This is a genomic window from Streptomyces sp. NPDC091282 (assembly GCF_044757385.1).
Lineage (GTDB): Bacteria > Actinomycetota > Actinomycetes > Streptomycetales > Streptomycetaceae > Streptomyces > Streptomyces gramineus.
In genome coordinates, this window is the sequence record NZ_JBIVUX010000007.1 from 241,072 (window position 1) to 261,902 (window position 20,831).

The 20,831-nt window shown below is 72.6% G+C and carries 22 protein-coding genes; 7 read left to right on the forward strand and 15 right to left on the reverse strand.

What is annotated here, in order from left to right; all coding sequences use genetic code 11:
• Positions 1-95: 95 nt before the first annotated feature.
• Positions 96-1,019, reverse strand: coding sequence for a DMT family transporter (locus ACIQOE_RS30665; RefSeq protein ID WP_351320309.1), 924 nt, complete (start codon positions 1,017-1,019; stop codon positions 96-98).
• Positions 1,020-1,100: 81 nt separating this feature from the next.
• Between ACIQOE_RS30665 and ACIQOE_RS30670 the strand changes: the two genes are divergently transcribed.
• The 3 genes from ACIQOE_RS30670 to ACIQOE_RS30680 are packed head-to-tail and all read left to right on the forward strand — an operon-like array spanning position 1,101 to position 3,015.
• The gene (locus ACIQOE_RS30670) at positions 1,101-2,003 is read left to right on the forward strand and encodes a LysR family transcriptional regulator (RefSeq protein WP_365573562.1); all 903 of its coding nucleotides are present in this window, start codon (positions 1,101-1,103) and stop codon (positions 2,001-2,003) included.
• A 50-nt stretch (positions 2,004-2,053) separates the two neighbouring features.
• Complete coding sequence (locus ACIQOE_RS30675; protein WP_351320314.1) at positions 2,054-2,485, forward strand: carboxymuconolactone decarboxylase family protein; 432 nt, start codon at positions 2,054-2,056, stop codon at positions 2,483-2,485.
• Between the two features lie 32 nt (positions 2,486-2,517).
• Positions 2,518-3,015, forward strand: a complete 498-nt coding sequence (locus tag ACIQOE_RS30680; RefSeq protein ID WP_365573560.1) for a DUF6314 family protein — start codon at positions 2,518-2,520, stop codon at positions 3,013-3,015.
• A gap of 22 nt (positions 3,016-3,037) precedes the next feature.
• Here ACIQOE_RS30680 and ACIQOE_RS30685 read toward each other — a convergent pair whose 3' ends face one another.
• The 3 genes from ACIQOE_RS30685 to ACIQOE_RS30695 all read right to left on the reverse strand — a co-directional run bounded on the left by ACIQOE_RS30685 (position 3,038) and on the right by ACIQOE_RS30695 (position 5,697).
• Positions 3,038-3,631 carry a histidine phosphatase family protein gene (locus ACIQOE_RS30685; protein WP_351320318.1) on the reverse strand — a complete coding sequence of 198 codons (594 nt, stop codon included), beginning with the start codon at positions 3,629-3,631 and terminating at the stop codon, positions 3,038-3,040.
• Positions 3,632-3,747: 116 nt separating this feature from the next.
• On the reverse strand, positions 3,748-4,194 hold the full coding sequence (locus ACIQOE_RS30690) for a GNAT family N-acetyltransferase (RefSeq protein WP_351320320.1): 447 nt from the start codon (positions 4,192-4,194) through the stop codon (positions 3,748-3,750).
• Between the two features lie 57 nt (positions 4,195-4,251).
• Positions 4,252-5,697 (reverse strand): PLP-dependent aminotransferase family protein, encoded by a 1,446-nt coding sequence (locus ACIQOE_RS30695; RefSeq protein WP_401414900.1) that lies wholly within the window; start codon positions 5,695-5,697, stop codon positions 4,252-4,254.
• On the opposite strand from ACIQOE_RS30695, the gene ACIQOE_RS30700 reads away from it, so the two are divergent.
• Positions 5,696-6,622 (forward strand): DMT family transporter, encoded by a 927-nt coding sequence (locus ACIQOE_RS30700; RefSeq protein ID WP_365557973.1) that lies wholly within the window; start codon positions 5,696-5,698, stop codon positions 6,620-6,622. The genes ACIQOE_RS30695 and ACIQOE_RS30700 overlap by 2 nt on opposite strands.
• Before the next feature lie 13 nt (positions 6,623-6,635).
• Positions 6,636-6,836: a DUF1918 domain-containing protein gene (locus ACIQOE_RS30705; protein ID WP_401414903.1), complete on the forward strand. Its 201-nt coding sequence runs from the start codon at positions 6,636-6,638 to the stop codon at positions 6,834-6,836.
• Between the two features lie 54 nt (positions 6,837-6,890).
• Here ACIQOE_RS30705 and ACIQOE_RS30710 read toward each other — a convergent pair whose 3' ends face one another.
• The gene (locus ACIQOE_RS30710; protein ID WP_401414905.1) at positions 6,891-8,117 is read right to left on the reverse strand and encodes a glycoside hydrolase family 10 protein; all 1,227 of its coding nucleotides are present in this window, start codon (positions 8,115-8,117) and stop codon (positions 6,891-6,893) included.
• A gap of 171 nt (positions 8,118-8,288) precedes the next feature.
• Here ACIQOE_RS30710 and ACIQOE_RS30715 point away from each other — a divergent pair, with 171 nt between their 5' ends.
• A complete protein-coding gene (locus ACIQOE_RS30715; RefSeq protein WP_351320331.1) occupies positions 8,289-9,149 on the forward strand; it encodes a 3-hydroxybutyryl-CoA dehydrogenase in 861 nt (286 codons plus the stop codon).
• Between the two features lie 210 nt (positions 9,150-9,359).
• Entirely contained in the window at positions 9,360-9,617 is a 258-nt protein-coding gene (locus tag ACIQOE_RS30720; RefSeq protein ID WP_351320333.1) for a hypothetical protein, read from the forward strand.
• Here the strand turns inward: ACIQOE_RS30720 and ACIQOE_RS30725 are convergent.
• The 10 genes from ACIQOE_RS30725 to infC form a co-directional block, all read right to left on the reverse strand.
• Positions 9,614-10,153: an NUDIX hydrolase gene (locus ACIQOE_RS30725; RefSeq protein ID WP_351320335.1), complete on the reverse strand. Its 540-nt coding sequence runs from the start codon at positions 10,151-10,153 to the stop codon at positions 9,614-9,616. The genes ACIQOE_RS30720 and ACIQOE_RS30725 overlap by 4 nt on opposite strands.
• Before the next feature lie 88 nt (positions 10,154-10,241).
• Positions 10,242-11,582 (reverse strand): transcriptional regulator, encoded by a 1,341-nt coding sequence (locus ACIQOE_RS30730; protein WP_362643786.1) that lies wholly within the window; start codon positions 11,580-11,582, stop codon positions 10,242-10,244.
• Positions 11,583-11,807: 225 nt separating this feature from the next.
• The gene (locus tag ACIQOE_RS30735) at positions 11,808-12,926 is read right to left on the reverse strand and encodes a PP2C family protein-serine/threonine phosphatase (RefSeq protein ID WP_401414908.1); all 1,119 of its coding nucleotides are present in this window, start codon (positions 12,924-12,926) and stop codon (positions 11,808-11,810) included.
• A gap of 226 nt (positions 12,927-13,152) precedes the next feature.
• A complete protein-coding gene (pheT, locus tag ACIQOE_RS30740) occupies positions 13,153-15,666 on the reverse strand; it encodes a phenylalanine--tRNA ligase subunit beta (protein WP_365573553.1) in 2,514 nt (837 codons plus the stop codon).
• Positions 15,666-16,787: a phenylalanine--tRNA ligase subunit alpha gene (gene pheS, locus ACIQOE_RS30745; protein WP_351320343.1), complete on the reverse strand. Its 1,122-nt coding sequence runs from the start codon at positions 16,785-16,787 to the stop codon at positions 15,666-15,668. The genes pheT and pheS overlap by 1 nt, the downstream gene beginning before the upstream one ends.
• Before the next feature lie 152 nt (positions 16,788-16,939).
• On the reverse strand, positions 16,940-18,085 hold the full coding sequence (locus tag ACIQOE_RS30750) for an ATP-binding protein (protein WP_351320345.1): 1,146 nt from the start codon (positions 18,083-18,085) through the stop codon (positions 16,940-16,942).
• A 53-nt stretch (positions 18,086-18,138) separates the two neighbouring features.
• Positions 18,139-18,993, reverse strand: coding sequence for an RNA methyltransferase (locus tag ACIQOE_RS30755; protein ID WP_365573550.1), 855 nt, complete (start codon positions 18,991-18,993; stop codon positions 18,139-18,141).
• Positions 18,994-19,200: 207 nt separating this feature from the next.
• Positions 19,201-19,584: a 50S ribosomal protein L20 gene (gene rplT / locus ACIQOE_RS30760; RefSeq protein ID WP_018549117.1), complete on the reverse strand. Its 384-nt coding sequence runs from the start codon at positions 19,582-19,584 to the stop codon at positions 19,201-19,203.
• Positions 19,585-19,682: 98 nt separating this feature from the next.
• Entirely contained in the window at positions 19,683-19,877 is a 195-nt protein-coding gene (rpmI, locus tag ACIQOE_RS30765; RefSeq protein ID WP_351320349.1) for a 50S ribosomal protein L35, read from the reverse strand.
• 134 nt (positions 19,878-20,011) lie between these two features.
• Positions 20,012-20,668 carry a translation initiation factor IF-3 gene (gene infC, locus ACIQOE_RS30770; RefSeq protein ID WP_351320761.1) on the reverse strand — a complete coding sequence of 219 codons (657 nt, stop codon included), beginning with the start codon at positions 20,666-20,668 and terminating at the stop codon, positions 20,012-20,014.
• Positions 20,669-20,831: the final 163 nt, after the last annotated feature.

Genomic DNA, 20,831 nt, shown 5'->3' on the forward strand with positions numbered 1-20,831 from the left:
CGAAGTAATAAGTCGGATTCCGAATCCGCAGGTGATATCGGAAAGAATTCGCGACCTCAAAGGAAACCGAAGATTTCAGGAAGGTGTTTTCCTGGTTAACGGGCCCGGGACAGGTCCGTGTCCGCGCGGTCGGGTGCGGTGCCGGGCACCGCCGCCGCGGAGGCCGTCCGCAGGGCGCGTTCGACGGACTGGGCCCCGTAGGTCCCCGCGACGATCAGCGCCGCTCCCAGCACGGCGAGCGCGGTGAGGCGTTCGCCGCCGAGGCAGACGCCGGCCAGCAGGGCCCACACCGGTTCGGTGCCCAGGAGCAGGCTGGCCCGGGTCGCGGAGGTGCGCTGGACCGCCCAGGTCTGGGCGAGGAACGCGCCCAGACCGCACGCCAGGGCCAGGTAGACCAGCTGGACCCAGGTGACGGCGCCGGTCCGCGCCAGCACCGGCAGTCCGGGCGCCGCGGGCAGCAGGAAGAGGACCGCGCCGACGACGGTCTGCACGGCCGTCACCTGGAACGGCCGCACGGCCCGGCCCGCGGTCACCCGCCCCACCAGCACCACGTGCCCGGCCCGGACCACGGCCGCCCCGAGCATCAGCAGGTCACCGGCGCCGGGAGCGCGCAGCCCGTTGCCCGACACCAGCAGCGCGACGCCGGCGACGCACACCGCGACGGCGAGGAAGAACCGTCCCGGCAGCCGGCCCCGGTCCAGGACCGGGGTGAGGACGAGGGTCAGGCTGATGATCAGCCCCGCGTTCCCGGCGCTGGTGTGGGCGACGCCGTAGGTCTCCAGGACGAGGACGGCGGCCTGGGTGAGGCCCAGCAGCGAGCCGTAGCGCCGCTCGTCCCGGGTGAGCGCGCCGGCCCCGCGCAGGGCGGCGAGGCAGACGAGGGCGCCGATCGCGTAGCGCAGGAAGAGGACGATCGGCACGGGCAGGGCGTCCGTGGCCGTCTTCGCCGTCAGGTAGCTGGAGCCCCAGACGACGGCGAGGGCCAGGAGCACCGCATCGGTACGACGGGTGGTCGGCATGCCGTTCACGATCCCTGCGCCGCACCGTGAAGTAAACGGCGACCTGCTCAAACAACCTTGTAGCGGAGCTACACTCACGGCGTGGACGAACGGCAGCTGCGCGTCCTGCGGGAGCTGGGCGAACTGGGCAGCGTCACGGCGGTCGCCGAGGCGCTGCGGGTGACGCCCTCGGCGATCTCGCAGCAGCTGCGCCTGCTCCAGCGGTCCCTGCCGGTGCCGCTGACCGAGCGCTCCGGACGCCGGCTGGTGCTCACGGCCGCCGGGCAGGCGCTCGCGGACGCGGCGATCGGGGTGGAGACCGCGCTGGCCCGGGCCCGGCACACCGTCGAGGAGTACGTGGGCGACCCCGGCGGCACGGTGTCGGTGGCGGCCTTCCACAGCGGGGCCGCCGCGTTCTATCCGCTGCTGCTGGGACGGCTGCGGGGTGCCGGGTCCCCACGGCTCGCCCTGCACGACGAGGACGTGGCCCAAGCCGGCTTCCCGCCGCTGACCCGCCTCTACGACCTGGTCCTCGCCCACCGCCTCGACCACGCACCGCCCTGGCCGCGGACCGCCACGGCCACCCCGCTGCTGCGCGAACCCCTCGACATCGCCCTGCCGGCCGGCCATCCGCTGGCCGCGCGGACCGCCCTGACCGCCCGGGACGTCTCCGGCGAGCCCTGGATCACCGTGCACGACGGCTTCCCGCTGCTGGCGACCGTCGAGGCCATCGCCGCCGCGGCCGGGCACCGGCTCGACATCGTCCACCGCGTCAACGAGACCTCGGTGGTGGCCGAGATGGTCGCCGCGGGCGGCGGGATCGCGCTGATGCCCCGGTGGACGTCCCGCCCGCATCCGGGCGTCGTCCTCCGACCCCTCGACGGCATCGAGGCCCACCGCCACATCGACGTCCTCCACCGCCCCGAGCGCGCGGCCCGCCGGGCGGTACGGACCGTGCTCCACGAGCTGCGGGCCGCCGCGGAGACCGTCCGCGCCGGGAACTGACCGCGAGCCCGGCTTGACCTGGAGCACACTCGAACTCCTAGCGTGCTGCCATGGACGCACGAGCTGACAAGAGCGAGAGCACCACCCGTGACGAGCGTTTCGCCCGCGGCCTCGACGTGATGAGCCAGGTCGACGGCGGGCTCCGGGAGCAGGTCCTCGGGTCCCTGGCCGACATCAGCCCCGAGCTGGGCCACCAGGTCGTCGCCTGGGGCTTCGGCGAGATCTACTCCCGGCCGGAACTGGCGCCCCGGGACCGGCAGTTGGTGACCCTGGGCATGCTCACCGCGCTGGGCGGCTGCGAGCCCCAGCTGGAGGTGCACATCAACTTCTCCCTGAACGCGGGACTCACCCCGCAGGAGATCGTCGAAGCGCTGCTGCACTCCGCCGGGTACTGCGGCTTCCCGAGGGCGCTCAACGCCACCATGGTCGCCAAGAAGGTCTTCGCCGAACGCGGGCTGCTGCCGGTCGAACCGGGGGCGTGAGCCCGCCTGCGGGGCGGGCGTAGGGTCGGGGCATGCAGACGCCGCCGCCCTCCGGGAGCCGCCGCCAGGACCCCGCCCAACGGCACGAGGGCGGGTTCTGGCCGGTGCCGGACGTGCTGGCACATCTGGCCGGACGGTGGCGCGTCGAGCGGACCGTGCGGGACCTGGCGGGCGGGACCGAGGGACGGTTCGAGGGCGGCACGGTGTTCCGGGCCCTGGACGGGGGCGGCCTGCTGCACGAGGAGTCGGGGACGTTCACCTGGCAGGGGGTGGCGCGGCCGGCCGAGCGGACGCTGCGGTTCCTGCCGGGGCCGCGGCCGGGCACGGCGGACGTCCGGTTCGCCGACGGACGGCCCTTCCACGACCTGGACCTGGCCTCCGGGCGGTACATCGCCGACCATCCGTGCGCGGCCGACCTCTACCGGGGCGAGTTCACCGTCCGGGACGCCGACCACTGGCGGACGGTGTGGCGGGTCGGCGGCCCGGCCAAGGACCTGGTCCTGACCACCGACTACGTCCGCGAGGACTGACGGCGGCCCGCCCGGCGACCGCTCAGGAGCGCGCGGCCTGGGACGGCGAGAGGTCGAACCGCAGGTTCCAGCGGCCGCCGCGCCCCGTCACCGTCACCGTGGACAGCGGACGTACGTCGATGTACCAGTACGTCGACGGCGGCGCCTTGAGGGCGTAGACGAGGGCGGCGCGGATCACCGACGGCTCGGCCACGGCGACGATGCGGCCGCCGTCGTCCACCGGCCGGGTGTCCAGCCAGCCGCCGACCCGGGAGATGAACGACAGCAGCGACTCCCCGCCGTGCGGAGTGGCCCGCGGGTCGGCGAGCCAGGCGTCCACCTGGTCCGGTTCCCTGGCCATCGCCTCGCCCAGCGTCAGGCCGCGCCAGCGGCCCATGTCGCAGTCGCGCAGGGCGAGCTGCACCAGCGGGGCGTAGCCCAGACCCTCGCCGGTCGCGCGGCTGCGCGGCGTCGGCGAACAGTAACGCAGCTCGGCCGCCGCGAGCGGTAGCAGATCGGCGGCGACGCGCTGCACCTCGTCCCAGCCCGCCTGGTCCAGGGGGCGGGCGTCCTCGAAGCGCTCCGCGAGCAGCGGTGCGCTGCGTGCGGACGCCACGAACGTGACCCGAAGTGACATGCGGCGATGGTGTGACGCTCAAGTGCGCAGGTCAAGGGCTCTTGATACGTGAATTGCACGACGAGGGGGAAACGTTACCCAATGGTCAGGAGGTGTCCGACAAGTCGGCCTGAACGTCACTTCGGCGACTCGTAGTAGAGCGCCATCCACTGGTCCGGGTGTTCGAGCGGGGCGAACCCGAGCTTCTCGTAGACCCCGTGGGCGTCGTGGGTGGCGAGCAGCACCCGTCGTATGCCGTACGGCCGCAGGTGCTCGCGGATCGCCCCGACCAGCGCCGTGCCGACGCCCTTGCCGCGCACCGACGGGTCGACGTACACGTCGGCGAGCCAGGCGAAGAGGGCCTGGTCGGTGACGACGCGCGCGTACGCCACCTGTCCCCCGCCGGCCGTGTCGTAGACGCCGAAGTTGAGGGAGCCCTCCATGGCCCGCCGGTGCTGCGGCAGCGGCCGGCCGGTCGCCCAGTAGGCGTCGGTGGACAGCCAGCGGTGGACGCGTTCGACGTCCACCCGGGCGGTGTCCGCGGAGAACTCGTAGCCGTCGGGGAGGCTGGGTGTGTCGGTCATGCGGGGATCCTCGCCGGTGCGCGGGATCCGCGTCGATCGGATTTCCGGTGCCGGCGTTCAGGATCCGGCGCGCGGCACCTCGTCGCAGGCCGTCCGCAGCCGCCGTACGCCCTCCAGCAGCTCGCCCGTCCCCGCCACCGCCGCGAAGCTGAGGCGGACGTGGGCGGCCGGGGGTTCGGCGCTGAAGTAGGGGCGGCCGGGGGTGACGGCGACTCCGGCCCGCAGGGCCGCGGCGGTCAGGGTGCCGTCGTCGACGCCCTCGGGCAGGCGGAGCCAGAGGTGGTAGCCGCCGGCGGGGATGTGCGGGAGGGCCAGTTCGGGCAGGTGGTGGGCGAGGGCGCCGGTGAGGACGGACCGGCGGGTCCGCAGCGCTTCCGACAGGGCGCGCAGGTGGCGGGGCCAGGCCGGGGAGCCGACGAGTTCGAGCGCGGCCTCCTGGAGGGGGCGGGGGACGAAGAAGGTGTCGACGATCTGGATGGCGCGCAGCCGTTCCAGGACCGGGCCGCGGGCGGCGAGGGCGGCCACCCGGAAGCTCGGCGAGGTGGCCTTGGTCAGCGAGCCGACGTGGACCACGACTCCGTCCGGGTCGTCGGCGGCGAGCGGGCGGGGCAGCGGGCCGGCGTCGGCGTGCACCAGCCGTCGTACGTAGTCGTCCTCGATCACGAAGGCGCCGGCCCGGCGGGCGATGGCCACCACCTCGGCGCGTCGGTCGGGGGCGAGGACGGCACCGGTCGGGTTCTGGAAGAGGGGCTGGCAGACGAAGACCCGGGCGCCGGTGGCGCGGAAGGCGTCGGCGAGCAGGTCCGGGCGCACGCCGTCCGGGTCGACCGGGACCGGGACCGGGCGCAGGCCGGCGGCGCGGGCGATGGCGAGCATGCCGGGGTAGGTGGGGGACTCGACGAGGACCGGGGCGCCGGGCGGGGCGAGTGCGCGCAGGGCGGTGGCGAGGGCGGACTGGCCTCCGTTCGCGATCAGCACCTCGGCGGCGGTGACCGCGCCGCCGATGTCGCGCGCGAACCATTCGCGCAGCTCGGGCAGCCCGTCCAGCGGCGGCCGCCCCCACGCTCCGGGCCGTCGGCCGGCCCGCGCCAGGGCCGCCGCCATCGCGCGCTCGGGTTCCAGGGAGGCGTGCAGGTAGCCGCCGCTGAGTTCCAGGACGCCGGGCGGCGGGACGGCGAGGCAGACCGTGACCCCGGACGCGTCGACCGTGCGCGGGACGACGTCGAGGGCGCCGTCGGCGCTGAGCGCCACCTCCTGCCAGGAGGTGTCCCCGGCGGGCCCGGCCGCGGGCCGCGGCCGGGCCTTGAACGCGCCGGCGCCCGGCCGGGTGACGACCAGTCCCTCCGCGACCAGCTGGGCCAGTGCCCGCGAGACCGTCACGGGGCTCACCCGGAACTGCTCGACGAGCGCCCGGCTCGACGGGAGCTTTCCTCCCGGTGAGTAGCGGTCGAGGTCCCGCCGCAGCCGTTCCGCCAGTGCACCGACACTGCTACGCTCTTGCATGAGAGTACAGAGTAGCGCTACTGCACCGACTCCGATAGCGGTCGGCACTCCCCCGGCGGCGCCCGCCTCCCACCGGGCCGGCACCCTGCAGGCCGCACTCGGTGTCGTCGCCTTCTCCCTCACCTTCCCGGCCACCGCCTGGGGCCTGGAGGGGTTCGGGCCCTGGGCGCTGGTCGCGGTGCGCAGCGTCCTGGCGGCGGCCCTGGCGGGCGGCTGCCTGCTGTTCCTGCGGGTCCCGCTGCCCGAGCGCCGGCACTGGGCGGGGCTGGCGGTCGTCGCGGCCGGCGTCGTGGTCGGCTTCCCGCTGCTGACCACCCTCGCCCTGGAGACCTCCACCACCGCGCACGCGGCCGTCGTGGTGGGCCTGCTGCCGCTGACCACCGCCGTGTTCTCGGCCGTGCGCACGGGCGTCCGCCCCTCCCGCACCTTCTGGGCGGCGGCCCTCGCGGGCGCGGCGGCCGTGCTGGCGTTCACGGTCGCCCAGAGCGGCGGGGCGCTCACCACCGCCGACGGCTACCTCTTCGCGGCGCTCCTGGTGTGCGCGGCCGGATACACCGAGGGCGGCCGGCTGGCCCGGGTCATGCCGGGCTGGCAGGTGATCGGCTGGGCGCTGGTGTGCTGCCTGCCGCTGACGGTGCCGGCCGCGGTGGTCGCGCTGTCGTACGAGCCGGTCGCCTGGAACGCCCACGGGGTGGCCGGTGTGCTGTGGGTGGCGGTGGGCTCGCAGTTCCTCGGCCTGGTGGTCTGGTACCGCGGGATGGCGGCCGTGGGCGTCCCGAGGGCCAGCCAGTTGCAGTTGGCCCAGCCGCTGCTCACACTGGTGTGGTCGGTGCTGCTGCTGGGCGAGCACCTCACCGCGGCCGCTCCACTCACGGCCGCCGCCGTCCTCGTGTGCATCGCCGTCACCCAACGATCGCGATCGTGAGGAGGCCCTGGAGATGCGTGCAGCCGAGGGCGACCAGCTTGTCCAGCACGGCAGGGTGGTCGGACAGCACGACCATGTCGCGGAGATCGTCCAGGTGCTGGGCCCCGGGGGCAACCCGCCCTACCGGGTCCGTTTCGAGGACGGCCACGAGGCCGTCATGTCGCCCGGCCCCGACTGCCAGGTCAGGCACCGGGAGACCCATCAGCAGATGTAGTCCGCGACTCAGCGGTTGCAGTCCGCTACGAGACGATCGCCGGCCGCGTGCCGATCAGCCCGGCGGGAGCGCCGGCTGCCGGTAGTGGTCGGCGACCACGCGGGACAGCGCGCCGACCGGATCCGCGGCCACGTCCCGCGCGGCGAAGAAGACGTGCCCGCCGACCTGCGGGTACTGGGCGGCCAGCGTCAGGTGCCGGGACAGCTCGGCCGGGTTCTGCCAGGCCGAGGGCTCGCCCTTGCCTCCGGCCCGGTACAGCGCCTCGCCGATGTAGAGCCGGGTTCCCGAGCCCTTGGCCACGCCGGCCCACCAGTCCACGACCTTGGCGTAGTCGGCCGCCGCGTTGCCGATCTGCCAGTAGACCTGCGGGACGATGTAGTCGATCCAGTTCTTCTGCACCCACTTGCGGGTGTCCGCGTACAGGTCGTCGTAGGTCTCCACGCCCGCCTTGGTGTCCGAACCCCGTGAGTCGGTGGTGGCGTTGCGCCACACCGCGAACGGACTGACGCCGAACAGGGTGCCGGGCCGCAGCTTCCTGACGCCGGCGGCGGTCTCCGTCACCAGCTTGTCGATGTTGTCCCGGCGCCAGGCCGCGCGCGAGGAGAAGTCGCCGCCGTGGGCGTCGAAGGCGTCGTCGTCGTCGAAGGTCTGCCCGGCCACCGGGTACGGATAGAAGTAGTCGTCGAAGTGGACGCCGTCCACGGGGTACTTGGCGACCGCGTCCAGGATCGCCTCCACCACGAAGGCGCGCACGGCCGGGATGCCCGGGTTGTAGTAGAGCTTGCCGCCGTGGCGCACCACCCAGTCGGGGTGCTTGCGGGCGGGGTGCGAGGCGACCAGCTTGCCGGTGTCGGTGTCGGTGGCGATCCGGTAGGGGTTGAACCAGCCGTGCAGGCTCAGGCCGCGGGCGTGCGCCTCCTCGACGGCCACGCCGAGCGGGTCCCAGCCGGGGTTCTTGCCCTGGGTGCCGGTGAGGTACCGGGACCAGGGCTCGTGGGCCGAGGGCCAGAACGCGTCCGCGGTCGGCCGCACCTGGAGCATCACCGTGTTGAGCCGGTAGTCGACCGCCTTGTCGAGGAGGGCGGTCAGCTCCTTGCGCTGGGCGGAGGCCGACAGGCCGGTGCGCGAGGGCCAGTCGCGGTTGGAGACGGTCGCCAGCCACATGCCCCGCATCTCGGTGGCCGCGCGCCGGGGCCGGGCCGCCGCCGTCGCGCCCGGTACCGCGGACGCCAGCGTCGCCAGCGCCGCCGCCGTGAACGCCCTGCGAGACACTTGCGCCATCGTAAGACCCTCTTACTCTCCGGATCCGCCCGGTCACGGATCGCCTCCGCGCCACAGGATGCCCGCACCCGCACGATCGATCATCGATACTTACGGGTAACGTGCACGAACGGAGCAGGCACCGGATCCGGAGGACCTGCCGGCCGCCCGTAGATCAGCGAAAGGGACGATGTGACCGACATCGAGAAGGTCGGAGTCGTGGGCTGCGGCCAGATGGGAGCGGGCATCGCCGAGGTGTGCGCCCGCTCCGGCCTGGACGTGAGGGTCGCCGAGACCACCGGCGAGGCCCTGGAGATCGGCCGTACCCGGCTGTTCAACTCCCTGGCCAAGGCCGCCGAGCGCGGGAAGATCAGCGAGGAGGAGCGCGACGCCACGCTGGCGCGGCTCAGCTTCACCACGGACCTCGGCGAGTTCGCCGACCGCGACCTGGTGATCGAGGCCGTCGTGGAGAACGAGCAGGTGAAGACGGAGATCTTCCAGGTGCTGGACCAGGTGGTGACCCGTCCGGACGCGATCCTGGCCTCCAACACCTCCTCGATCCCGCTGGTGAAGCTCGCGGTCTCGACCTCCCGGCCCGACCACGTGATCGGCGTCCACTTCTTCAACCCGGCCCCGGTGCAGAAGCTGGTCGAGCTGATCCCGGCGCTCACCACCTCCGAGGGCACCATCAGCCGCGCCCAGGTCTTCGCCGAGAAGGTGCTCGGCAAGCACGCGATCCGCGCCCAGGACCGCTCCGGCTTCGTGGTCAACGCGCTGCTGGTGCCCTACCTGCTCTCGTCGATCCGGATGTTCGAGTCCGGCATCGCGAGCCGCGAGGACATCGACAACGGCATGGAGATGGGCTGCGCCCACCCGATGGGTCCGCTCAAGCTGGCCGACCTGATCGGCCTGGACACCATCGTCTCCATCGCGAACAGCATGTACGCCGAGTACAAGGAGCCGCTGTACGCCGCTCCCCCGCTGCTCCAGCGCATGGTCGAGGCGGGCCGGCTGGGCCGGAAGACCAACTCGGGCTTCTACACGTACGGCTGAGCACACCCGCGGCGACTACGGGGAGCGATGCTCTACGGGCCCGGCACCGTTCCTCGGTGCCGGGCCCGCGTCTTTCACACGCCGTGTGCGTGCAGGGCACGCATATGCCCTGCGCACACTCTCCCCACGCGCTCACCAGGCGAGTTCACTCTTCATGCGCATGCAAAGGGATGCGGAACGACATCTTCGACTACGCAAAGGAGTGGACCCGTGGCCACCGAACCGGAGCATCCCGTGGTCCAAGGAGAACTCGCAGAGTTACGGCGCCGCCTCGATGTGGCCTACGCCCGGGTCGAGGGCGGGCTGAACCTGCTCAGCCACCGCACCAAGGAGACGGCCAAGGAGCTCGACGACCTGAACGCCCGTCTCGCCCTGCTGGAGAACGCCCGCTGGCCCCTGCCCTCGATCGCCGCGCTCACCGCACTGGGCGCCCTCGTCGTCACCGTCTGGCAGGCGCTGGCCCGTTAGGGACGGTCGGCCAGGCGCAGGTGGTGCAGCAGGAGTAACGCGGCCGCCATGTTGGCGGCCGGGACCTCCCCGCGGGCGATCATGTCGGGGACCAGCTTGAGAGGGACCCACTCCCGGCGGTCCGACTCGAAGTCGTCCACGGGGTGTCCGACGTACTCGCCCTCGTCGGACCAGTAGATGTGGTGCCGGGCGTCGGTGAGGCCGTTGGACGGCTCCACGGTCATGAGGTGGTGCAGGGTTCCCGGCCGCCAGCCGGTCTCCTCCTCCATTTCCCTGGCGGCCGCGACGGCGATGTCCTCGCCGTCCTCGACCACTCCGGCCGGGAGTTCCCACCCCCAGCTGTCGGTGATGAAACGGTGCCGCCACAGCAGCAGGACCTCGCCCGCCTCGTTGACGACGGTCGCCACGGCCACCGGACGCAGCCGTATCAGGAAGTGGTCGAGATGCCGGCCGTCCGGCAACGCGACATCTGCGAGATTGACGCTGAACCAGCGGTTTTCGTACACAGTTTGTTCGTTCAGTTTCGTCCACTGCACGGTTCTGCCACCTTCCGCCGAGTAAGTGGCAATATCGCAGCAGGGACTTCTCAGGCCTACAGCGCGCCGGGCCCGGCGGGAGCGCGGCCTACAGCGGTACGCGCAGTGCGCTGTCGATGAGTTCGGCGGCCTCCGCGGTGCCGGCCGAACCGCTGCGCACCAGGTGTTCGCGCACCGCCCGGAGTCTGTCGCGCAGGCGCTGGGACTCCATCCCGCGGGCCTGTTCGGCCATCTGCACGGCCGTGGCCACCGCGTTGTCCGCGTTTCCCTGGCGCAGCTCGATGGTGCTCAGCATGGCCAGCCGGTGCACCCGCCCCCGGTCGTGGGCCGGGTTGTCGACGGCCGCGGCGGCGTGCTCCCGGGCCGCGGCCAGCTCGCCGAGACTGAGCAGCGCCTCGGCCACCTGCACGTTGACCAGGCCGGGTTGGACATAGCCGGTCTCGTCGGGTTCATGGCCCCGCCGGATGCGTTCGGCGGCCGTCTCCGCCCGCCGGATGCAGGACAGCGCGCTCGTGCCGTCGCCGAGGTGCGCGTACGCCTTGGCCTGCATCGCGTAGAGGTCGGAGGCGAGCGCCGGGGTGATGTGCTTGCCGGCCGCGCGCAGGGCCGCCTCCGCGAAGGCGACGGACTGCCGGAACTCCCGCAGGAACAGGGCCTGGTTGACCAGGAGCGCGATGACGTAGGCGCCCAGGCCGCGGTCACCGCTCGCCTTCGCCAGGCGCAGCGCCTGGTGGAAGTAGCGCTGGGCCAGGCCGTGCGCGTCGGAGTCGTAGGCGCAGATCCCGACGATGGCGACCAACCCGCCGGTGGCCCGGTGCAGTTGACGCCCCGTGGCGTCCGTGTAGCTGCCGCGCAGCAGCGGTGCCGCCTCGGCGTTGAGGAAGCCGACCACCCGGGTACGGGTCGCCATGCCGCCGGCCTTGCGGTACATCTGCTCGTAGTGGGCGCGGGCCGCCCGCAGCATCTCCAGGTCGGCCGGGGTGACCCGGTGCCGTCCGCCGCGCGAGACGTCCACGTCCTCCGGCGGGTTCTCCCACTCCCACACCGGCATCACGGCCGGTGTGCCGGTGACGGCGGGCACGCCCAGTATGTGCGGGCGCTGCTGTTCGTCGGAGCGCCACAGCGCGGTGGCCCGCTCGACGAAGCCGGAGAGCGAGGTGGTGTGCGGGACGCTGGGCTCGCCGGGCACGCCGAGGCCGATGTCGTCGAGGGTGACGGTGCGGTGCAGGCGGGCCGCGAGCACCTCGCAGATCAGGTCGGGCACCTGGCCGCGCGGCCGCTGGCCCTTCAACCAGCGTGCCACCGCGGTGTGTTCGTAGCGGAGCGCGAGTCCGCGGGCCCGGCCCGCCTGGTTGACGTGGGCGGCGAGACCGGCGTGCGAGATCCCCGCCTCGTCCAGGATCGCGTCGAGCAGAGAGTTGGGCTGCATGACATGCCCCCCGAGTGGCCTGGTGTCGTCAGCGTAGTGCGTGGGTGTTCACACGGGGTGTGAACGGAGTGCCCGGATCCGCAGCGTGCGCGCGCTGTCGCGGAGCGTGTCGGGCGGGTTGACTGAACTGCCTCGCAAGAGGCCGGCCGGGCCGCCGGCTCCCCCCTCGTACAGTGCGGCGGCCCGGCAGTCGGCCCGGCAGGACGGCTCGAAGACCGGAGGTTGCTAGGGAAGGCGCTGCGGGAGGTGATCCGTCGGCTGCGGGGGCGCGGCGCACGGCCGCGCGGGTCCGCGTGCCCCCGAGGCGACTCGCTGCCGGCGTCCGTCGCGGAGCACCATGAGCGCGATGTCGTCCGTGGGGCGGCCGTTGGTGTGCCGCAACAGCGCGGTGAAGACCGCCCCGAGCATGCTCTGCGGGGACCCCGACCGGTCCCGTACGGCGTCCGAAAGGGCCTGCGGCAGGGAGAAGAAGCGGCCGCGGGCGTCTCGCGCGTCCTCCGCGCCGTCCGTGAACAGGACCAGGGAGTCGTCGCGGAGCAGGTGACCGCAGGGGACGGCGGCGAGGTCCGGCGGCAGCGGGAAGGGCCCGAGGGGCGGCAGCGGATCGGCTTGCGACAAGGTCTCCACGCCCGCCCCGCTGACCCGGTAGGGCCACGGGTGGCCGCAGTTGATCGCCCGTACGCCGCCGTCCCCGGCGATCTCCAGGAGCAGCAGGGTGACGAACTCCTCGGCGACCGGGTTCTCCGGGTCAAGGCCGCTCGCGGGGTGTTCGGCCCTGGCCCGTTCTCGCAGGTGCCGGGCCAGGGCGCGGTCCAGACGGCCCAGGACCCGACCCAGTTCCGGTTCGTCGTGGGCGGCCTCGCGGAAGCTGCCGAGGACGACGGCGGCGGTGCCGATGGCGGCCAGACCGTGCCCGCGCACGTCGCCCATCACGACCCGGACGCCGTATTCGGTGGCGACCGCCTCGTAGAGGTCGCCGCCGATGGCCGCGCCCCGGTCGGCGGAGAGCTGGGCCGCCGCCACGTTCAGCCCGGCGAGGCGGGGCGGCAGCGGCCGCAGCAGCACGCTCTGCGCGGCGCCGGCGACCTTGCGGGCCTGCCGCAACTCCCGCAGCAGGGCCCTTCGGACATGGAGTATCAGGCCGGTGCCGACCGCGAAGAACACGGCGCTGGTGACGATGCGCGCGCCGAGGCCGTCCTGCTCGGCCAGCGGGCAGCCGAACTTGTAGGAGACCGCGACGGCGCCCCACGCCGTGGGCAGCCCCAGGGTGAGCGCGCAGCGCGAGGGCCGAGAACTGGTCCGGGGCCGCCTTCCGTGGGGGACCCCAGCCTTGATGCGGATCATGCCGATGGCCCCTCAAGTAGGCCCTGACAGAACAGACGGACCGACCCCGAAAGGCCGGTCCGATTCTGTCGACGGCATGGCCCGAAAGGCCATGTCTCAGATGGATCTCACCCGAATGAGTGATCCATCTCAGGACGCCTCCGGGAGGCGCCGTCAGGGGGCGCGGGGAACCGCGCGATCGGCCGCGGCGGACCCGCGGCCGGCCGACGGCGGTCCCCTGTGACGCCTACCCGCGCAGCACCGCTCCCGTGCGCTCCCCGGCCAGGGCGATGGCCGCGTCGCGCGCGGCCGACGCCTCGTCCACGGTCAGCGTCCGGTCCGCCGCGCGGAACCGCAGCGCGTACGCCAGCGACTTCTTGCCGTCGCCGAGGTGCTCGTCGTTGACGTACACGTCGAACAGCCGGATGGCCTCCAGGAGGTCACCCGCGCCCTCACGCAGCGCGGCCTCGACCTCGGCGGCCGGGACCGGCTTGTCCACCACGAGCGCGACGTCCTGCGTGGCCACCGGGAACGCCGAGATGCCCGGCGCCTGCGGCACACCGTCGCCGGCCCGCTCCAGCGCGTCCAGGTCCAGCTCCGCCGCGCAGGTGCGCGCGGGCAGTCCCAGCGCCTTGACCACCCGCGGGTGCAGCTCACCCGCGTGGCCCACGACCCGCTCGGTGCCGTCGGCGACGACCGCCAGCTCGGCGCAGCGGCCGGGGTGCCACGGGCCGTACTGGCCGGACCGCACGATCAGCTCGGCGCCGGCCTCCCGCGCGACCGTGCGGGCCGCCTCGACCGCGTCGGCCCAGTCGGCCGGCCGGCCGGTGCCCCACCAGCCGGCCTGCTCGCGGGCGCCCGCGAGGACGACGGCGACATGGCGCGGCTGCTCGGGCAGGACGGCGTCCAGCGCGGCGATCTCCGCGTCGGTCGGACGGCGGTCGACCGGCAGGTGACCGGCGACGCCCTGCTCCTCGCGGGGCAGGAAGACCAGGCCGGTCTCGAAGAGCGCCAGGTCGTGCGCACCGCGCCCGTCGTTGCGGCGCAGCGCGCCCAGCAGGCCCGGCAGCAGCGAGGTGCGCAGCGCCGGCTCCTCGTCGTTGAGCGGGTTGGTCAGCCGGACGGCACGGCGGGCCGGGTCGTCGGCGGCCAGCCCCAGCTGGTCGAAGACCTGCTCGCTGACGAACGGGTAGTTCGGCGCCTCGACGTAACCGGCCCCGGCGAGCGCGCGGCCCACCCGGCGGTGCAGCCGCTGACGGTGGGTCAGTCCCCGGCCGGACCGCGGCCTGGGGAGCGTGGAGGGCAGGTTCTCGTAGCCCTCCAGGCGGATGACCTCTTCGGCCAGGTCGTTCTGTTCGAGGAGGTCGGGCCGCCAGGACGGCACCGTGACGATCAGCTCGTCCTGCCCGTAGACGTCGCAGCCCACCTCCTGGAGGCGGCGCACGACGGTCTCCCGGCCGTACTCGACACCCGCGACCTTGTCGGGGTGGTCCGCGGCGACGGTGATGGTGTGCGGCGCGGACGGCGCGATGACCTCGGTGACGCCGGCCTCGGCGGTACCGCCGGCCAACAGCACCAGCAGGTCCACCGTGCGCTGCGCGGCGGCCGCCCCGGCCTGCGGGTCGACCCCGCGCTCGAACCGGCGGGAGGCCTCGGAGGACAGCTTGTGCCGACGGGCCGTGCGCGCGATCGCGACGGCGTCGAAGTGGGCCGCCTCGATCACCACGTCGGACGTGGCCTTCTCGACGTCGTCGTGGTCGGCGATCTCGGTGTCGGCGCCGCCCATGACGCCCGCGAGGCCGATCGGGCCGCGGTCGTCGGTGATCACCAGGTCCTCGGCGTGCAGCTTCCGCTCGACGCCGTCGAGGGTGACGATCTTCTCGCCCTCGGCCGCCCGGCGCACCCCGATGGTGCCCTGGACCAGACCGCGGTCGTAGGCGTGCAGCGGCTGGCCCAGCTCCATCATCACGTAGTTGGTGACGTCGACGGCGAGCGAGATCGGGCGCATGCCGACCTTCTGCAGACGGCGCTGCAGCCAGATCGGGGAGCGGGCCTCGGGGCTCAGGCCGGTGACGGTCCGCGCGGTGAAGCGGTCGCAGCCGATCGGCTCGGTGACCTGGACCGGGTACCCGAAGGCGTTCGGCCCGGGGACGTCGATCAGCGCCGGGTCGCGCAGCGGCAGGCCGTAGGCGATGGCGGTCTCGCGGGCCACGCCGCGGATGGACAGGCAGTCGCCGCGGTTGGCGGTGACGGCGATGTCCAGGACCTCGTCGACCAGTTCGAGCAGCTCGATGGCGTCCTTGCCGACCTCGGTCTCCGGCGGCAGCACGATGATGCCGTGGGTGCCGTCGGAGCCCATGCCCAGCTCGTCGCTGGAGCAGATCATGCCGTGGGAGGTCTTGCCGTAGGTCTTGCGGGCGCTGATCGAGAACCCGCCGGGGAGCACGGCCCCGGGCAGCACGACGACGACCTTGTCGCCGACGGCGAAGTTGCGGGCGCCGCAGACGATCTCCTGCGGCTCACCGGTCCCGTTGGCGGTGCCGACGTCGACGGTGCAGAAGCGGATCGGCTTCTTGAAGCCCTCCAGCTCCTCGATGGTGAGCACCCGGCCGACGACCAGGGGGCCCTTGAGGCCGTCGCCGAGCTGCTCGACGGTCTCGACCTCGAGGCCCGCCGAAATCAGCTTGGCCTGCACGTCACGGCCGGTCTCGGTGGCCGGCAGGTCGACGTACTCCCGCAGCCAGGAAAGCGGGACCCGCATCAGATCTCCATCCCGAACGGCCGGGTGAACCGGACGTCACCCTCGACCATGTCTCGCATGTCCTCGACGTTGTGGCGGAACATCAGCATCCGCTCGATGCCGAACCCGAAGGCGAAGCCGCTGTACTTCTCCGGGTCGACGCCGCAGGCGGTGAGCACCCGCGGGTTGACCATGCCGCAGCCGCCCAGCTCGATCCAGCCCTCCGAGGAGCAGGTACGGCAGGGGCGGTCGGGGTTGCCGACAGACTCGCCCTTGCAGACGTAGCACAGCATGTCCATCTCGGCGCTGGGCTCGGTGAAGGGGAAGAAGTTCGGCCGCAGCCGGGTCTTCATGCCCTCGCCGAACAGCGACTGGACCATGTGGTCCAGGGTGCCCTTGAGGTCGGACATGGTCAGGCCCTCGTCCACGGCGAGCAGCTCGACCTGGTGGAAGACGGGGGTGTGGGTGGCGTCCAGTTCGTCGGTGCGGTAGACGCGGCCGGGGCAGATCACGTAGACCGGCAGCTCACGGTCGAGCAGCGAGCGGATCTGGACCGGCGAGGTGTGGGTGCGCAGCACGACGCCGGACTCGGTGCCGCCGTCCGGGCCGGCCACGAAGAAGGTGTCCTGCTCGCCGCGGGCCGGGTGGTCGGGGCCGATGTTGAGGGCGTCGAAGTTGAACCACTCGGCCTCGACCTGCGGGCCCTCGGCGACCTCGTAGCCCATGGCCACGAAGATGTCCTCGATGCGCTCGGACAGCGTGGTCAGCGGGTGGCGGGCGCCGGCCGGTACGCGGTCGTGCGGCAGCGTGACGTCCACCGCCTCCTCGACCAGCACGCGCGCGTCGCGCTCGGCCTCCAGCTCCTCCTGCCGGCCGGCGAGCGCCTTGTTCACGGCGCCGCGGGCCTGGCCGACCAGCTTTCCGGCGGCGGCCTTGGCGTGCGGGGGCAGGGCGCCGATCTCGCGGTTGGCGAGCGCCAGCGGGGAGGTGCCCCCGGTGTGGGCGACCTTGGCCTCCTGGAGCGCGTCGAGGGAGCCCGCGGCGGCGAAGGCGGCGAGCGCCTCGTCCCGCATGCGCTCGATCTCTTCCGGTTTCAACGCCTCGACCTCGACAGGGTCGTACGACTTATTGGGTGCCGACATCTCTTCCCGTGCTTCCGTTTGTCCCCCAGCTGACGCTGGGAGGTGCCCCCAGGCGGATGGTCCCCGCGACCGTTGACGGGCCGTGTGAAGGACACAAAGGTGCCAAAGGCCGAGTCTAACGGGGTGGAGGTGTACGAAGAGCCCGTGGGCCGTCAGGCGAGATACGCCGGAGTGCTCACGGGCAGGGTAAATCGGAACTCGGCGCCGCCGCTCGCGGCGCGTCCGACGGTGATCGTGCCGCCGTGGGCCTCGACGATGCCCTTGACGATGTACAGCCCGAGGCCGGTGCCACCGCGCTTGCTGCCCCGCCAGAAGCGGGTGAAGACGCGGTTCATGGACTCCTCCGGGATGCCGGGGCCCTCGTCGCTCACGGTGACCGACGTGGCCGTGTTGTCGAGGTCGTCCCCTTCGCGGGGGGACACCGACGGCGTGACGTCAATGGTGACGGTTCCCTCGCCGTGGCGCACCGCATTTTCGATGAGGTTGCTGAGGACCTGGTCGACCTTGTCGGGATCGGCCCACAGGGCGGGCAGCGGCTGCTCGATGCGGAGCAGGAAGCGGCCGGCGGGCTGTCCCGCGGCGACGTACGCCTGGATGTGCCGGCCGACGGCCGCCCCGATGTCCACGGGCTGGCGGCGCAGCTCCAGGCGTCCGCTGTCGATCCGCGAGATGTCCAGCAGCTCGGCGATGAGCCGGGTGACCCGGTCGGCGTCCGCGTCGACCGTCTCCAGCATCAGCCGTTTCTGGTCGTCGGTGAACCGCTCCCACTTGGCGAGCAGCGTGGCGGTGAAGCCCTTGACGGAGGTCAGCGGGGAGCGCAGCTCGTGGGCGACGGTGGCGATCAGCTCGGCGTGGCTGCGTTCGGTGCGGCGGCGGGCCTCGGTGTCCCGCAGCGACACGACGACGCGGTGGACCGGCCCGGTGGGCTCCGCGCGGACGTAGGCGGCGCTCACCAGGATCTCCCGGCCGCCGGGCAGCAGCAGGTTCCGCTCGGGCTGGCCGACCCGGATGGCGAGTCCGCCGTAGGGGTCGGTGAGCTGCCACCAGCGCCTGCCCTCCAGGTCCTCCAGGGGCAGGGCCTTCTCCAGCCGCTGTCCGAGGGCGTCGGTGGGAGCGGTCGCGGTGATCCGGGCGGCGGCGGCGTTGAAGCAGACGACGACGCCGTGCTCGTCGGCGACCACCAGGCCGTCGGGCAGGTCGTCGGGGTCGACGCCGAGCCCGGTGAGGGTGGTCTGCCGGGGTGCGGGCACGCCTCGGGTGCCGCGGCCGCCCGGCGCGTTGCTGGTGCCGACACTCATCCCCGTACTCCACCTCTCAGACGGCGCAGCAGGCCCCCGAGCTGGTCACCCTACTAGCTCTCGGTGACGGAACGGCACCCTCCGGAGGCGCGCTGTGCACGGGCCGTTGCGTAGAGACATACGGCGGCGGCGGTGGCGAGGTTCAGACTTTCGGCCTTCCCGTGGATCGGGACGCGCACGACGGCGTCCGCCAGCGCGCGGGTCTCCTCCGGGAGCCCCCAGGCCTCGTTGCCGAACACCCAGGCCGTGGGCCCGCCCATGGTGCCCTTGTCGAGTTCGTCGTCGAGGTCGTCGGTGCCGGCGCCGTCGGCGGCGAGGACCCGCACGCCGGCGGCCTTCAGTCCGGCGACGGCCTGGTCGACGGGCACGCCGACGGCGACCGGCAGGTGGAAGTGCGAGCCGACGGAGGCGCGCACGGCCTTCGGGTTGTAGAGGTCGACGGAGGCGTCGGTCAGGACGACGGCCTCGGCTCCGGCCGCGTCGGCGCACCGCAGCACGGTCCCGGCGTTGCCGGGGTCGCGGACGTGGGCGAGGACGGCGACGAGCTTCGGGCGGGCGGCGAGGACGTCCTCGAAGGGGGTGTCGAGGAACCGGCAGACGCCGACCAGTCCCTGCGGGGTGACGGTGGTGGAGATGTCCGCGATGACCTCGTCGGAGGCCAGGTGGATCCGGGCGCCGGCGTCGCGGGCGGCACCGACGATGTCGGCGTGGCGCTCCGCGGCCTCGACGGTCACGAACAGTTCGACGAGCGTCGGCAGATCACCGACCCGGTGCCCCGCGGCCTCCCGCACGGCCTGCGGCCCCTCGGCGAGGAACAGCCGGTCCTTGCCCCGGAAGTTCCGCTTCTCCAGCCGCCGGGCGGCGGCGACACGTGCGGAACGGGGGGAGATCAGCTCGGGGCTGGGCATGTGAGGATCACTTTCGGAGTAACGCGACGAAAGGCACCCCGACAGGGGCGCGGGGCTGTACTTGATCTGCGGCTGCCGCCGCGCGGGCGCGGGCAACCCCCCGCCGGCCCGCGGCCGGACACAGGGCCTGCGGACCCCAACAACAGGACCCGCAAGCCCTGGAGCCTGCGGGTCCTCAAGTCACGTCGGCCAGAGCCAGCGCCAGCGTCACGCGGCCTTGGGCGCGTTGACGTCGGCCGGCAGGGCCTTCTGCGCGACCTCGACGAGCGCGGCGAACGCACCGGCGTCGTTGACGGCCAGCTCGGCCAGGATCTTGCGGTCGACCTCGACGTTCGCGGCCTTCAGACCCTGGATGAAGCGGTTGTACGTGATGCCGTTGGCGCGGGCAGCGGCGTTGATGCGCTGGATCCACAGCTGACGGAAGTCGCCCTTGCGCTTCTTGCGGTCGTTGTAGTTGTAGACCAGCGAGTGGGTGACCTGCTCCTTGGCCTTGCGGTACAGGCGCGAACGCTGACCGCGGTAGCCGGAGGCCGCCTCGAGGATCGCCCGGCGCTTCTTGTGGGCGTTGACTGCCCGCTTGACGCGTGCCACTTGTTAACTCCTTGTAGCGGGGCCGCGGTTGGACTCACGCGGCCCGGAAACGACTGGGTCCCGGATCTGACTTCAGGGCGCCGGCGGGCGCCCGGGGGTCACTTGCCGAGAAGCTTCTTGATCTTCGCGGTGTCGCCCGGGGCCATCTCGGCGGTGCCGGTGAGGCGGCGCGTCACGCGGGACGACTTGTGCTCGAGCAGGTGGCGCTTGCCGGCGCGCTCACGCAGGACCTTGCCGGAGCCGGTCACCTTGAAGCGCTTGCTGGCACCGCTGTGCGTCTTGTTCTTCGGCATAGCGCCGTTATCTCCTCGTCGATGGCGCTCCGGTGCCCGGTCGCGAAACCGGGCACGGTGGAACGTCGCTCTTGTATCGGTTACATCCTGGGACTCGCGCCCCTGGGTGCTGACCTGGGGCGGTTGCCCCGGGATCACGCCTCTGCAGGCTCCTCGGCAGGCTCCTCGACGGGCGCCTCGGCATCCAGCTCGGCAGCGTTCTGCGACTTGCCGGGGTTGGCCTTCGCGTCGGCCTTGCGGGCTTCCTGCGCCTGCCGGGCCTCGGCCATCGCCTCGGTCTTCTTCTTGTGCGGACCGAGAACCATGATCATGTTCCGGCCGTCCTGCTTCGGGTTCGACTCGACGAAACCGAGGTCCTGGACGTCCTCCGCGAGACGCTGCAGCAGCCGGTAGCCCAGCTCGGGCCGGGACTGCTCGCGACCACGGAACATGATCGTGATCTTGACCTTGTCGCCCTGCTTGAGGAACCGTACGACGTGACCCTTCTTGGTGTCATAGTCGTGCGGGTCGATCTTCGGCCGGAGCTTCATTTCCTTGATGACCGTGTGCGCCTGGTTCTTGCGCGCCTCACGGGCCTTCATGGCCGACTCGTACTTGAACTTGCCGTAGTCCATGAGCTTGCAGACCGGCGGGCGGGCGCTCGCCGCGACCTCGACCAGGTCGAGGTCGTACTCCTGCGCAAGCTCCAGCGCCTTGGCGAGCGGGACGATGCCCACCTGCTCGCCGCTGGGACCGACAAGTCGCACCTCGGGAACGCGAATCCGGTCGTTGATGCGGGGCTCGGTGCTGATGGATCCTCCTCGGTAGCACCACGCGACGGTCTGGCGGACAGCCGCGTAACGTGTCTGTTCGTAAGACCTAACCGCACCGAAGCACAAAAAATGCCCCGGACGATCACAGGCAGGGCTCCTCGAACTACCGGAGCACCGCCGCTGGGATCGCGGGGCGCACTAT